The sequence below is a fragment of the Rhodoferax sp. RT4P68 genome (assembly GCF_056521305.1).
Genome location: NZ_JBWMBB010000003.1, coordinates 277,594 through 290,551, shown reverse-complemented (window position 1 = coordinate 290,551; position 12,958 = coordinate 277,594). Strand labels below are relative to the sequence as shown.

Below are 12,958 nucleotides of genomic sequence, written 5' to 3'. Positions count from 1 at the left end.
CCAATACCTACACCCTTTGTCGGCCTGCGCGCAGTCAAAAAAAGAGGGGTGTCAGCGCATTTGACGCATGATTTTTAAGGGATTTACGTTTCGGCTCGTAAGCCCTTGATTCGAAATGCATCCGACACATTGGCACCAATGTTGCGATACGTAAGCATCACCCTCGGAGTTTTATCCCATGCAAAAGATTTTGCTCAGCTCGATTCTGGCCACCTGCAGCCTGCTGTCTGTGCCGGCTCAATCTGCCACCATCACGTTCGACTTCACGCCCGATGCGCTGTCTGGCAAGACGACTCCCTTCCTCGGCGCCTCCAATGTCTTCGTCGAAACGCTGGACCGCGCGGACGGCAGCTGCGGCCTGACGCAAACCGGCGCCACCATCAGCGGCGGCAGCTACGGCATCCGCAAAGGTGCGTTGGGCCAGATCGCTGCACCACCGCTGGGTGACAGCACCTGCTATGCATTTGGCCCGGCGCCCATCGGCCAGGGCATCGGCAGCCTGCCGGACATCTCCACCGTGCCCCTGCCCGGCACCGTCTCGCCGGGCCAGGTTCTGGCGTCCGTGACGATCGACTACGCCGGCCTGGTCAGCACGCTGGCCGGCGGCGCCTTCCTGAACTACTTCGGCCTCTACTACGGCTCGATCGATGCCTACAACATGATCGAGTTTTTCGACGAAGGGGGCGCGCTAGTCGACGTCGTGTACGGCCAGGAGATCATCGATATGTGCGCCCCTGCCTGCGCGTCGGGCGACCAGACCGCCGAAGGCACCAACCAATACGTCAACCTGCTCCTGGACAACGGCGAGACTTTCCAGAGCCTGCGCCTGACCACCTGGGGCGTGGCGGTCGAGGTCGACAACCTGGCGGTGGGCGTCGGCGTGCGGCCCGTGCCGGAGCCAACCTCGCTGGCCCTGCTGGGGCTGGGTCTGCTCGCAGTCGTCGGCGCCACGCGCCGTCGCGTGGGCCGCCGCTGATCCTCCACGGTCGTCACCGACCGCTCATCCCCGAGGGCGTGGGGCGCCGTCCCTGCAAAGGCTCGCACCGCCGTAGGGGATTTGCTCTACGCCTACGTCCGACGCGTGCATTCGCCTACGCGTTGGTGGACGCAGACCTCCAAACATGCCGTTCAGTCGCGCCTCTCGCGCCGCCGTCACCCGGCGTCGCGGGGATCTCCACGACCGGAGCTTGCCCACACGTCGGGCCGCTTACTTTTCTTTGGCACCGCACCGTCCACCTCATTTTTTGAAAGTACCCATGCTCCTACGTCTCCACAGGCTGTTATGCAGCTTCTTGTTCTTCGCGTCTCTGTGCGTCGGCACCGCCGCCTGGGCCGGCCAGGCCAACTACAAGACCATGTATGTGTTCGGCGACAGCTTGTCCGACACCGGGAATGACTTCGTTGCCACCAGTGCCCAGGGCTTTGTTCCGGCGATTCCGCCATCGGTCACGCCGCACGCGACCTACTGGAAGGGGCGGTTCACCAACGGCCCGGTGGCCGTGGAATACCTCTGGGATCTGATGCAGCGCAAGGCTGGCTCTGAGGTGGCCCCGTCTCTGACGACGCAACCTCTGGCTGCCAAGGGCGGCATCAGCTACGCCTTTGGCGGTTCTGCAACCGGTCTGAGCACGCCCACCCCGCTGGGTTTCACGGTCCCCGGATTGCTGGGGCAGGTGCAGCTGTTCAACACCGGCCTGGGCGGCCGCAAAGCGCCCACCAATGCCTTGTACGTCGTGTGGAGTGGCTCCAATGACTACCTGCAACGTTTGACCAGCGACCCTTACGTGGTGGTTGGCAACATCGTGCAGTCGGTCCGGCAGCTGCATGCTCTCGGGGCGAGAAGCTTCTTGATCCCCAACCTTCCGGACATGGGTCTGGCGCCATTCGTCCGAATCCAGGGCGCCGGCAGTGCTTTCACTGAGCTGACCACAGCGCACAACGCTTTGCTGGCCTCGGCTCTGACCGCCCTGGCGAGGGAGATCCCCAGCCTGCGCATTGTCAGCGTCGATGTGTTCAGTCTGGGTGCCAGTCTGGTCGCGAGTGGGCAGGTGTCGATCGACATCCCGGCACTGGAATTCCTCGCGCCGGGCAAGGAACTGGCCGGCTGCCTGTTCCAGAACCCCAGGATGTGTCTCGACGTGGATATGTCGGCCTTCCTGCCGCCCTTCCTGTTCTGGGATGTGCTGCACCCCACCACGCAAATTCACGGCCTGATCGGCACCGCGATGCATTCGGCCTTGATCCAGCAGCACTAACGCACCGATCCGGGCGTCGCCTATCGCGCGACGCTCCTGTTCTGCGGGGCGTGCAACGCGCCTCGTACACCCGGCGGGTGCGCCCTGTCGCAGCGGCGCACCGGCATGCGCCCAGCCCCCGCCTTTCATTCACCTTTCGTCCGACCCTAGGACAACCCCCAAGCCGATTCCCCCCGCAATGAAAGGTGGCCGAAAGCCGCTGTTTCCTACATTGACCGCATCCCCATTGCGTCAACCCCAGGAGACAACGACATGCAGATCACCGGAATGTTGCACGGCGCCCGCCTGCTCGAATTCGCCGGCTTTCCCACCACCGAGGTGCTGGGCCCGGCCGCCAGTGAAGAAGAGATCAAGGCCATGCTGGACAAGCACGGCCTCATCTTCATCAAGCCTGTGTTCAAGGGTGGCATCGGCAAGAAGGGCAAGGCCGGCCTGCTGGGCCGCGCCAAGGATCTGCAGACCGCATTGGCCGAGAAGGAACGGCTGTACTTCGCCGAGCACCAGGTCGGCCATGTGAAGGCCAAGGCCAACGGCGTGACGTTCGAGGCCGGCGTGCCCGCCGAGCACGAGATCTATTTCTCGATCAGCGATTCCACCCAGTTCCGCGCGCCGACCATGACGCTCACGCACATGGGCGGCATGGACATCGAGGAGCTGGACAAGACCCAGGTGGCGATGGTGCCGTTCGACCCGCTCACCGGGCTGAAGGCCTTCGTCGTGGCCAACGCGCTGACCGAGATCGGCGCGCCCAAAGAGATCATCTCGCCGCTGGTGCAGCAACTGCCCAAGCTGTGGGAGCTGTTCCACAACTTCGGCATGACCACGCTGGAGCTGAACCCGATCCGCATGCGCCAGGACAAGAAGGGCCGGCTCACGCCCGTGGCCTGCGACTTCAAGTGCGGCTTCGACCGGGACGACCCGCGCTGGCTGCGCCTCAAACTGCCGCCGCACCTGTTCGCCGCCGACTACTCGCCCTTCGAGCAAGAGATCAACACCCTGCGCACGCACCAGGGCCAAAGCGATGTGTATGTGATCAACGACAAGGGCACGGTGCTGGCGCCCACCTTCGGCGGCGGTGCCAATTCGCTGGTGACCGAGATGCTGGGCGACGCGGCCATCATCAGCTCGGACTTCGGCGGCAACCCGCCCTACGAGAAGATGAAGGAGGTGGCGCGCATCTGCTTCAAGCACTGGCTCCGCCAATCGAACGTGCTGTTCATCATCGGCGGCAAGAGCAACAACACCGACATCTTCGAGACCCTGCGCGCCATGGCCGATGCGCTGCGCGAGCACTTCAGCGCGCACGGGCCCACCCCGCTCTACGTGGTGCTGGGCCGGGGCGGCCCGAACCTCGTGCGCGGCATGGGCGCGCTGCGCGACACATGTGATGCGCTGGGCCTGCCGTACCGGCTGTTCGGCTTCGACTCGGACATGAGCGAGGTGATCCAGTTCGCCAAGAAGATCGACCTGTGGATGCGCGATGGGGGCCGGGCGCAGGTCGCTGAACGGCTCGGCATCGCAGCCCCTGCCGCCGCCCCCGCCGCTGCTGCCACCGCCAACGCCTGAGGAGACACACGCCATGCAAACTACCTTCCAACGCCACAGCGTGGGCGGCTTCAAGTACCACGTCGGCATCAGCTCGCTGACCCAGGTCGCCTCGCGCGACGACCGCGTCTGCGTGCTCAACATCCTGGGCGGCGAGTCCAGCGAGGTCACGCCCGTCAGCCACGTGTATTCGGGCGGCAACGTGGTCTGTGGCACGGCCCCCGGCAAGGGCGGCGCCGTGCTGGAGACGTCGATCGGCAACATCCCGGTCTACAACAACGTGCGCGACGCGCTGGCCGCCGGCCACCGCTTCAACTGCGGCGTGGTCTACCTGCCGCCCTCGGCGGCACGCGACGGCGTGGCCGAGCTGATCCGCGTGAACCCCGAGCTGCGCAAGATCTTCATCATCACCGAGAAGATCTCGGTGCACGACGCGCGCGAGATCCGCGCCATGGGCCAGCAGCACGGCATCGACATCTTCGGCGCCAACGGCCTGGGCGTGGCCGATTCGTGGAACCAGGTGCGCATCGGCGGCGCGCTAGGTGGCGACAAGCCCAGCGATTCGCTGCGGCCGGGCTCGATCGCGATCTTCTCCAACTCGGGCGGCTTCTCCACCACGATTGCGCAATACCTGCGCATGGGCGGCTGGGGCACGACCACCGTCATCAGCAGCGGCAAGGATGTCTACATCCACTACGCCGCGCCCGAGTTCGCGTTCGCGCTGGCCAACGACGCGCGCAGCAAGGCGGCCGTGCTGTATTGCGAGCCCGGTGGCTACTACGAGCACGACGCCACTTTCACCAAGCCCGTGGTGGCCTGCGTGGTCGGCCGCTGGAAGAGCATGCTCACGCGCGCCGTGGGCCATGCCGGCGCCATGGCCGGTGGCCATGACGACGCGCAGGCCAAGGAGCGCTGGTTCATGCAGAAGTTCGGCGTGACCGAGCTGTTCACGCCCGAGAACCCGGTCTGCTCGGCCAAGGGCGCGGTGGTGACCAACATCGCCCACATCCCGGCGGCCTTGAGCGCGGTGATGCGTGCCAACGCCACGCTGCCGGACTTCCCGGCCGAAGGCAACCTGGCGCTCAAGCCCTGGTTCGGCTCGGACGAAGGGCTGGATCTGCCGGAGACCCTGCGCCTGCCGGTCGTCGAAGCGCTGGCGCCCTACAACGAGCAGGTCGCGCTGCTCAACACGCAGATCGGCGGCGTGGTGCCGCGCCAGACCATGAAGGATGCTTCGGGCGCCTCGCAGATGGATGCCAAGACCCAGGTCAGCAGCCTGCACGGCACCAGCATGCTGACGGCTGCCACCTTCTCGCTCGAATCGAACGTGGCGCTGGCGCTGCTGCACGATGCCGGTGGCGAGAACGACCGCAAGCTGATCGCCCCAGCGATTGCTGCCTACATCAACCTGCACGGCCGGCCCGAGCTGGCGGCAGCCCAGGCCAGCCGCGAGGCCGGCAACGCGCCCAATGCGGTGCTGGCGGCGGCTGCGGCCATCGTCGGCCCCAAGCGGCAGCAGGCGGCGCGCGATGCGCTCAAGTTCATGATCGAGCGCTTCCACGCGGCGGGGCTGGGCATGGAGTTCGGCGCCTCGCTGAGCGACAGCTTCGACATGTCGCTGGTGGACGCCGGCAGCCACGCCGGCCTGACCACGGCCACGCCCGATGCGCGCGCGCAGGCGCTGCTCGACGGGGTGGCAGCACGGGGTGGCCGCTCAGTCTTCCTGCGCTGGCTCGCGGCCCAGCCGGGCCATCCGACCGAGGCGGCCGTGCTGGCCGCCATCTCGGCCACGCTGGCCTGGGGCCCGCTGTCGCGCAAGCGCATCTCGCGCGCCACGGCCGAGAGCTTCCCGTGGTGGCTGCAGCTGTTCGGCACGTTGATCGGCGCCTCGGCCGACGCGGCGCGGCATGAGCCGGGATATTTCTGCGGCATCACACAGGCGCGGTTGCTGGGTGAGCTGAGCCTGGGCGAGACGGCGTTCGCCGCGCTGCTGGGCCACACGCCGGGGGCCGACGACCTGTTCGCATTCCAGACGCTGGTGGGCCTGTTGCTGACCAACGGCCCGGGCGCGATCTCGGCCCAGGGCGCCAAGGGCGCGGTCTCGGCCGACGGGCCAGAGCAGCCCGAGCGTGTGCAGCTCAACAAGGCGCTGATCGGTTTTCTCACGCACACCGGCTACGCGCACGGCGGCAACGGCTACGAGGGCATCGCCTACCTGGTCGAGCAGTTCAAGGACAGCGGCTTGAAAGACCCGAGCGCCAGGGACCACGGCATCGACCTGCAGGCGATCGCCGCCAAGGCGGTCACGCAGTACGCGCAGTACAAGACGCAGAAGAAGACGCTGGGCAGCCTGGACATCGCCAAGCTGCCGGGCGTGAACCACCCCGTGTTCAAGGACAAGCCGGTCAACCACGACCCGCGCGAGGTGTTCATCGCCAAGCTGTTCGACGAGCGCGGCGAGAGCAACGTGTTCCACCAGTTCTACCGTGCGCTGGTGCGCCAGCTGTTCGATGCCGGCGTCTCGCGCAACGTCTACTGCGTGAACATCGACGCGGTGATCGCCGCGCTGCTGCTCAAGATGCTGTGGAAGCCGCTGCAGGCCGGCGAGATCGGCGAACGTGAGCTGGAGACGGCCGCGTTCACGATCTTCCTGTACCCGCGCATGCTGGGCTGTGCGGCCGAGGTGGACGACCATCTGAACCGCGGGCGCAACATGGACACGCGCACCGTGGCGTCGGTGTGCAAGTTCGTGGCCTGAGCATGGGAATCGGAGACACACCCCATGCTGACCGTTCTGGCCTATCTGATGATCATCGTCTTCATGGCGCTGATCATGACCAAGCGGCTGTCCGCGATGATCGCGCTGATCCTGGTACCCATCGTGTTCGGCGTGCTCGCAGGCTTCGGCCTGGAACTCGGGCCGATGATGCTGGACGGCATCAAGAAGCTGGCGCCCACCGGCGTCATGCTGATGTTCGCCATCCTGTACTTCGGCGTGATGATCGACGCCGGCCTGTTCGACCCCGTGGTGCGCGGCGTGCTGAAGGTGGTGGGCAACAACCCGACGAAGATCGTGGTCGGCACCTACGTGCTGGCCGTGTTCGTCTCGCTGGATGGCGACGGTTCCACCACCTACATGATCACCTGCGCGGCCATGCTGCCGCTGTACAAGCGGCTGGGCCTCAGCCGGCTGGTGCTGGCCTGCGTGATCATGATGGCAGGCGGGCTCATGAACGTGCTGCCCTGGGGCGGGCCGACCGCCCGCGTCGGCAGTGCGCTGGGGCTGGACATGGGCCAGCTGTTCGTGCCGATGATCCTGCCGATGGTGGTGACCGGTGCCTGGGGCGTGTTCGTGGCCTTCATCCTGGGGCGGCGCGAGAGCCGCCGGCTGGGGGGCAGCGTGGCGCTGTCGGCCCTGCCGGACACCCTGGACCCGGCGGCCGGCGAGGCCGACGGCGGCCTGAAGCGGCCCCGGCTGCTGTGGGTCAACTTCGCGATGACGGCGGCGCTGATGGTGCTGCTGGTGCTGGGCACCGTGCCCTTGCAGGTGCTGTTCATGGTGGCCTCGGCGCTGGCGCTGATGATCAACTACCCCGGCCTGCAGCAGCAAAAGGAGCGCATCGCAGAGCACGCGGCCAACATCCTGCCGGTGGTCTCGCTGATCTTCGCGGCGGGCATCTTCGTCGGCGTGTTGTCGGGCACCAAGATGGTGGACGCCATCGCCGCCAGCGTGATCAGCGGCGTGCCGCAGTGGCTGGGGCCCTACATGGCCATCGTGACGGCGGTGCTGAGCGTGCCGTTCACGTTCTTCATCTCCAACGACGCGTTCTACTTCGGCATCCTGCCGATCCTGGCCAAGGCCGCAGCGGTCTATGGCTTCAGCCCCGCCGAGATCGGGCGCGCCTCGCTGATCGGCCAGCAGGTGCACTTGCTGAGCCCGCTGGTCGCCTCCACCTACCTGCTGGTGGGGCTGGCCGGCGTGGAGTTCGGCGACCACCAGCGCTACACGCTGCTGTGGGCCATGTCGGCGGCGGTCGTCATGCTGGTGGCCTGCATCGTGCTCGGCGTCGTCCCCATCACGGCCAGCCTGCCAGGCTAGGAGATCACCATGCGCCACCCCATCCGATCCGTGCTGTACGCCGCCGACCTGTGCGAGGACTGCGAGACCGTGCTGGCCTACGCCGTCGACCTGGCCAACCGCCTGGGCGCCACGCTGCAGGTGCTGAGCGTGATCCCCGAGCAGCGCGAAAAATCGCTGGTCGAGGCCGACCGCCATGTGCCGCAGGCGGCGCTGGACCAGTACCACGATGCGCGCGCGCTGGGCGTGCAGCGGCACATCGAGGCGCAGCTGGCGGCCTTCTACGCACTGCGGCCCGGCGAGGCGCCCCAGCAGGCACTCGCCAGGATCGACGTGAAGGAGGGCGACGATGTGGCCCAGCTGATCCTGGACGAAGTGCACAACCACGCGGTCGACCTCGTGCTCATGGGCTCGCACGGCGAAGGCGTGCTGATGGGCCTGCTGTTCGGCTCGGTGGTGCAGGAGGTGACGCGCAAGATCCGCGTGCCGCTGCTGCTGGTGCCGGTGGGCCGCGACGTGGCCGTGCCGGCCGATGCGCCGGAGGCGCCATGAAGCGCCGCTCGGCGCTGGCCTGGGCGCTGGCCGGGCTCGCCGCGCCGGCCTGGTCGCAGGATGCCGACGAACTGATGGGCTATGCGCCGCGCGGCCAAGCGCCTGCGGCATACCCGGCCGCCTACGCCGCGATGGTGCGGGCCGCCGAGGACGAAGGCCGGCTGGTGCTCTACGCCACCACGGATACCGCCGTGGCCCGGCCGCTGCTGGCCGACTTCAAGGCGATGTACCCGCGCATCAACGTCGAATACGAAGACCTCACCAGCACCGAGCTGCACCACCGCTTCGTGGCCGAGACCCAGCTGGGCGGTGGCTCGGCCGATGTGGTCTGGAGCTCGGCCATGGACCTGCAGGCCAGCCTGGTCAGCAACGGCTATGCCGCCACTTACGCGTCGCCCGAGAGCGCCGGCCTGCCGGACTGGGCGAAGTGGAAGGACCAGGCCTGGGCCACCACCTTCGAGCCCGTGGCCATTGCCTACAACAAGGCCCAGCTGCCTGCGGCCGAAGTACCGCGCACGCATGCCGATCTGGCCCGGCTGCTGCACGCCGACCCCGCGCGTTTCAGGGGCAAGGTGATCACCTACGACATCGAGAAATCCGGCCTGGGCTTCTTCCTGGCGACGCAGGACGTGGCAGTTGCGCAGACGTTCTGGGACATCGCCAGCGGCCTGGGCAAGGCCGGCACGCGCTATGCCGCAACCACCGGGGGCATGCTGCAGCAGGTGGCATCGGGCAGGGTGACCCTGGCCTATAACGTGCTGGGCTCCTACGCCGTGACGGCAGCGCGCGCGGATGCCGGCATCGGCTATGTGTTCCCAAGCGACTACACGCTGGTGATGTCGCGCCTGCTGCTCATCAACAGACGGGCCGCGCACCCGAATGCCGCGCGCTTGTGGGTGGACTACCTGCTGTCGCGGCGCGGCCAGTCGGTGATCGCCAACCAGTCCGGCCTGTACGCGGTGCGCGCCGATGTGAGTGGCCCCGCGACGGCTGCGGGCCTCACGCAGACGCTGGGCAGCAGCCTGCGCGCCATCGCGGTGGGGCCTGCGCTGATCGGGTACCTGAACAACCAGAACTACCGCGACTTCATCCACCAGTGGAAGCAGGCGACAGACGGGCCAGCGGGGCGGTAGCCGTCGGGCTGGGCACTGATTCCCCTAAAATCTTCCCATTAGACATTCCCATGTCGAAAGGGCATTTTCATGCAGGTCGTCAATGTTTCCGGTTTGAAGAACAACCCCAGCGAAGCCTTGCGCACAGCGCGGGACGAGATGGTCGTGGTCATGAACCGTGACCAGCCCGATGCCGTGATGATCGGCCTGCAATCGGGCAAGCTGCTGTCCGAGCCGGGTGCGCGGGCCGCGCTGGCCACGGCCTTGTTTCGCGATGGCGGGTTGTCGCTGGCGCGCAGCGCTCGCATGGCGCAGATGCCGCTAGCGACGTTCATTGCCCATGTGTCGCGGCTGGGCATCTCCGTGGTGGACCATGACGCGGGCGATGTCGCCCGGGATCTGCAGACGCTGGACGAATGGCTCGCATCGTCCTGACGGACGCCAGCCCGCTGATCGGGCTGGCCATCGTCGACGGGCTGGCCTGGCTGCCTGCGCTGTTCGGCGAAGTGTGGGTGCCGCCAGCGGTTCAGCAGGAGGTGCTGCCGGGGGTCGGCGCACGTGGAAAAGCAGAGATCACCGCTGCCTTGCGACGCAAGCTGCTGCGCCCTTGGAAGAAGGCGATTGCCACCCCGGCGGTGGATGTGCCCGATCTGGATGCAGGCCAAACCGAGTGCCTGCACATCGCCTTGGCGGTTGGACGGGACCACGCGCTGGTGCTGATGGACGAGCGCGCCGGCCGGGCCGTGGCGAACGAGTTGGGGGTCCGCGTGGCGGGCACTGCCGCTTTGATCGGCCTTGCGAAAAGGCGTGGACTCATCGACGCGGCAAAGCCTCGCTTTGCCCGCCTGCACGCGACGGACTTTCGCATCAGCGCGGCGATCATTCAGCAGGTGCTGCGCGAGGTGGGCGAGACCTGAGACCCACCGCCCGCTTCAGTCCGCGTAGCCGGGCATCTGCCGGTCCAGCACCCGCATCATGGCGGCGAAATACAGGGCCTCGCGCTCGGCACGCGAATGGCTGTCGTGCGGGTTCGGCGTGTCCACCTTGGCGACGAGATCGTCCGACAGCAGCGACAACGGCCTGCCGGTCGCCATCGCCAGCATCTGCGCCTTGCAGACCCGCTCGAGCCGGTAAAGCCGGCGATAAGCCTGGGCGACGGAATCGCCCACGGCCACGACACCGTGGTTCTTCATGAACAGCACATGCTTGTCACCGATGACGCCTGCCAGGCGCTCGCCTTCGCTGAGGCCTGCCGCCAGGCCGGTGTAGCCGTCGTCGTAGGCGATGTTCTTCGTGAAAAACGCTGCGGTCTGGCTGCCGGGCAGGAGCCGGTTGTCCTGCAGCATGTTCAGCGCCAGCGCCCAGGTCTGGTGGGTATGCAGCACCACCTTGGCGCCGGTGATCCTGTGCAGCGGGGCGTGGATGCTCAGCGCACTGAGCTCGACGCTGCCGCTTCCCTCCAGAACCTCGCCCGCTTCGTTGAACACGATCAGGTCGCTCGCCCTGGCCTCGGACCAGTGCAGTCCGAAGGGCAGCACCAAAAAGCGGTCGGTGGTGCCCGGCACGACCATCGTGAAGTGGTTGTCGATGCCTTCCTCCAGGCCATCGTGTACCGCGAGCCGGTTGGCGGCCGCGAGGTGCACGCGCGCTTGCCGGATGCCGTCATCGGTCGCGACTGCGCGCAGATGGGCGTGGGTTCTCGGAGCAGTGCCTGTCATAGATCCTCGTTGGGTGAAGGTTGACGTAAAGTGCCGCCGTCGCCGGCTCTGGCAGGTGGTTCGCCGGCATTGTCCAACTGTTGTTTCGAAAAGGCTGTCTCGTATGTCCATGGCCCGAACGCGCGAGGCGATCTGCCACCGACTTGCGGCCACCCGCCCTGCCTCTTGTGCGATCCACAGTGGCCGCGGCCCCTCGCCGGCGCCAGTGGCAAGAGGGTTGGTGCCCACCCACGGCCCACGGCGATGAAGCTGCTGCTGCAACGGGTACGCGAAGCCCGCGTCGAGGTCGACGGTGAGGTCATCGGCGCCATCGGTCCCGGCCTGCTGGTGCTGGTCTGCGCCGAACGCGGCGACGGCGAAGTCCAGGCCGACAAGCTGCTGCTCAAGCTGCTCAAGCTGGGCATCTTCAGCGACGCCGCCGGCAAGATGAATCTGAGCGTGCAGGACGTGGCCGGTGGCCTGCTGCTGGTCAGCCAGTTCACGCTGGCGGCCGACACCAGCAGCGGCAACCGCCCGGGATTTTCCGGCGCTGCGGCGCCGGACGAGGGCCGGCGGCTCTACGATCACTTCGTGGCGCGTGCGCGTGCGGCCCATCCGGTGGTGGCCACCGGCCGCTTCGCCGCCGACATGCAGGTGCACCTGGTCAACGACGGCCCGGTCACCATCCCGATGCAAAGCTGAACCAAGGAGTGCAGACATGACGACAACGACGGTGGGGGTGATCGGCCTGGGCGCGATGGGCGCCGGCATTGCGGCAACCCTGCGCACGCGGGGCCATGCGCTGCGCGTGTGCGATGCGCGGGCCGGGTCGGCCGCCGCGTTCGCGCAGGCGGGCGGCACGGCCTGCGCGCACCCGGCCGAAGTGGCTGCGGGCTGCGAGATCGTGGTGTCTGTCGTCGTCAACGCACAGCAGACCGAGGCAGTGCTGTTCGGCGAGCACGGCGCCGCTGCGGCGATGCGGCCCGGCAGCGTGTTCATCATGTGCTCGACGGTGGACCCGAATTGGTCCGTGCGCATGGAATCGCGCCTGGCCGAGCTGGGCCTGTTGTACCTGGACGCCCCCATCTCCGGCGGCGCTGCCAAGGCCGCCAGTGGCGAGATGACGATGATGACGGCCGGCACGCCCGCCGCCTACGCCAAGGCCGGCGCCGTGCTGGACGACATGGCCGGCAAGGTCTACCGCCTGGACGACAAGGCGGGCGCGGGCAGCAAGGTCAAGATCATCAACCAGCTGCTGGCCGGCGTGCACATTGCCGCCGCAGCCGAGGCCATGGCGCTGGGCCTGCGCGAAGGCGTGGACGCGGCTGCCTTGTACGAGGTCATCACGCACAGCGCCGGCAACAGCTGGATGTTCGAGAACCGCATGGCCCACGTGCTGGCGGGCGACTACACGCCGTTGTCGGCGGTAGACATCTTCGTGAAAGACCTGGGCCTGGTGCTGGATACGGCCCGCGCCACCAAGTTCCCGCTGCCGCTGGCGGCCACGGCGCACCAGATGTTCATGCAGGCCTCGACGGCCGGGTATGCGGGGGAAGACGACAGCGCGGTGATCAAGATCTTTCCAGGGATCACCCTGCCAGAGGCTGGCAGCTGAGCGCCGACGCATCGCCGCCTCTTCGGATCCCGCGACACTATCGAGCCGGGCGGCACAACGACACAGATCGTCGCCCCACTGGCCAGCGCACGCTGCGATGGCCG

At 67.3% G+C, this 12,958-nt stretch carries 12 protein-coding genes; 11 read left to right on the top strand and 1 reads right to left on the bottom strand.

The window, feature by feature from the left end:
* Window positions 1-178 precede the first annotated feature (178 nt).
* The 9 genes from AC099J_RS07880 to AC099J_RS07840 all read left to right on the top strand — a co-directional run bounded on the left by AC099J_RS07880 (window position 179) and on the right by AC099J_RS07840 (window position 10,459).
* Window positions 179-976 (top strand): Npun_F0296 family exosortase-dependent surface protein, encoded by a 798-nt coding sequence (locus AC099J_RS07880; RefSeq protein ID WP_479614684.1) that lies wholly within the window; start codon window positions 179-181, stop codon window positions 974-976.
* Window positions 977-1,355: 379 nt separating this feature from the next.
* The gene (locus tag AC099J_RS07875; RefSeq protein ID WP_479614683.1) at window positions 1,356-2,255 is read left to right on the top strand and encodes an SGNH/GDSL hydrolase family protein; all 900 of its coding nucleotides are present in this window, start codon (window positions 1,356-1,358) and stop codon (window positions 2,253-2,255) included.
* Window positions 2,256-2,507: 252 nt separating this feature from the next.
* A complete protein-coding gene (locus tag AC099J_RS07870) occupies window positions 2,508-3,821 on the top strand; it encodes an ATP citrate lyase citrate-binding domain-containing protein (RefSeq protein WP_479614682.1) in 1,314 nt (437 codons plus the stop codon).
* 13 nt (window positions 3,822-3,834) lie between these two features.
* Entirely contained in the window at window positions 3,835-6,558 is a 2,724-nt protein-coding gene (locus tag AC099J_RS07865) for a CoA-binding protein (protein WP_479614681.1), read from the top strand.
* 24 nt (window positions 6,559-6,582) lie between these two features.
* On the top strand, window positions 6,583-7,899 hold the full coding sequence (locus AC099J_RS07860) for a CitMHS family transporter (protein ID WP_479614680.1): 1,317 nt from the start codon (window positions 6,583-6,585) through the stop codon (window positions 7,897-7,899).
* A 9-nt stretch (window positions 7,900-7,908) separates the two neighbouring features.
* Complete coding sequence (locus AC099J_RS07855; protein ID WP_479614679.1) at window positions 7,909-8,430, top strand: universal stress protein; 522 nt, start codon at window positions 7,909-7,911, stop codon at window positions 8,428-8,430.
* A complete protein-coding gene (locus tag AC099J_RS07850) occupies window positions 8,427-9,563 on the top strand; it encodes an ABC transporter substrate-binding protein (protein ID WP_479614678.1) in 1,137 nt (378 codons plus the stop codon). The genes AC099J_RS07855 and AC099J_RS07850 overlap by 4 nt, the downstream gene beginning before the upstream one ends.
* Before the next feature lie 69 nt (window positions 9,564-9,632).
* Entirely contained in the window at window positions 9,633-9,977 is a 345-nt protein-coding gene (locus tag AC099J_RS07845; RefSeq protein ID WP_479614677.1) for a UPF0175 family protein, read from the top strand.
* Window positions 9,959-10,459, top strand: coding sequence for a PIN domain-containing protein (locus tag AC099J_RS07840; protein WP_479614676.1), 501 nt, complete (start codon window positions 9,959-9,961; stop codon window positions 10,457-10,459). The genes AC099J_RS07845 and AC099J_RS07840 overlap by 19 nt, the downstream gene beginning before the upstream one ends.
* Before the next feature lie 15 nt (window positions 10,460-10,474).
* Here the strand turns inward: AC099J_RS07840 and AC099J_RS07835 are convergent, their stop codons facing one another.
* Window positions 10,475-11,260, bottom strand: coding sequence for a class II aldolase/adducin family protein (locus AC099J_RS07835; protein ID WP_479614675.1), 786 nt, complete (start codon window positions 11,258-11,260; stop codon window positions 10,475-10,477).
* A 243-nt stretch (window positions 11,261-11,503) separates the two neighbouring features.
* On the opposite strand from AC099J_RS07835, the gene dtd reads away from it, so the two are divergent.
* Window positions 11,504-11,941, top strand: coding sequence for a D-aminoacyl-tRNA deacylase (gene dtd / locus AC099J_RS07830; protein WP_479614674.1), 438 nt, complete (start codon window positions 11,504-11,506; stop codon window positions 11,939-11,941).
* Window positions 11,942-11,957: 16 nt separating this feature from the next.
* The gene (gene ltnD, locus AC099J_RS07825; RefSeq protein WP_479614673.1) at window positions 11,958-12,854 is read left to right on the top strand and encodes an L-threonate dehydrogenase; all 897 of its coding nucleotides are present in this window, start codon (window positions 11,958-11,960) and stop codon (window positions 12,852-12,854) included.
* The last annotated feature ends 104 nt before the right edge of the window (window positions 12,855-12,958 follow it).

Coding starts and splice junctions, on each gene's coding strand:
- AC099J_RS07880 (WP_479614684.1), top strand. CDS start 179: ATGCAAAAGATTTTGCTCAGCTCGATTCTGGCCACCTGCAGCCTGCTG.
- AC099J_RS07875 (WP_479614683.1), top strand. CDS start 1,356: ATGTATGTGTTCGGCGACAGCTTGTCCGACACCGGGAATGACTTCGTT.
- AC099J_RS07870 (WP_479614682.1), top strand. CDS start 2,508: ATGCAGATCACCGGAATGTTGCACGGCGCCCGCCTGCTCGAATTCGCC.
- AC099J_RS07865 (WP_479614681.1), top strand. CDS start 3,835: ATGCAAACTACCTTCCAACGCCACAGCGTGGGCGGCTTCAAGTACCAC.
- AC099J_RS07860 (WP_479614680.1), top strand. CDS start 6,583: ATGCTGACCGTTCTGGCCTATCTGATGATCATCGTCTTCATGGCGCTG.
- AC099J_RS07855 (WP_479614679.1), top strand. CDS start 7,909: ATGCGCCACCCCATCCGATCCGTGCTGTACGCCGCCGACCTGTGCGAG.
- AC099J_RS07850 (WP_479614678.1), top strand. CDS start 8,427: ATGAAGCGCCGCTCGGCGCTGGCCTGGGCGCTGGCCGGGCTCGCCGCG.
- AC099J_RS07845 (WP_479614677.1), top strand. CDS start 9,633: ATGCAGGTCGTCAATGTTTCCGGTTTGAAGAACAACCCCAGCGAAGCC.
- AC099J_RS07840 (WP_479614676.1), top strand. CDS start 9,959: ATGGCTCGCATCGTCCTGACGGACGCCAGCCCGCTGATCGGGCTGGCC.
- AC099J_RS07835 (WP_479614675.1), bottom strand. CDS start 11,260: ATGACAGGCACTGCTCCGAGAACCCACGCCCATCTGCGCGCAGTCGCG.
- dtd (WP_479614674.1), top strand. CDS start 11,504: ATGAAGCTGCTGCTGCAACGGGTACGCGAAGCCCGCGTCGAGGTCGAC.
- ltnD (WP_479614673.1), top strand. CDS start 11,958: ATGACGACAACGACGGTGGGGGTGATCGGCCTGGGCGCGATGGGCGCC.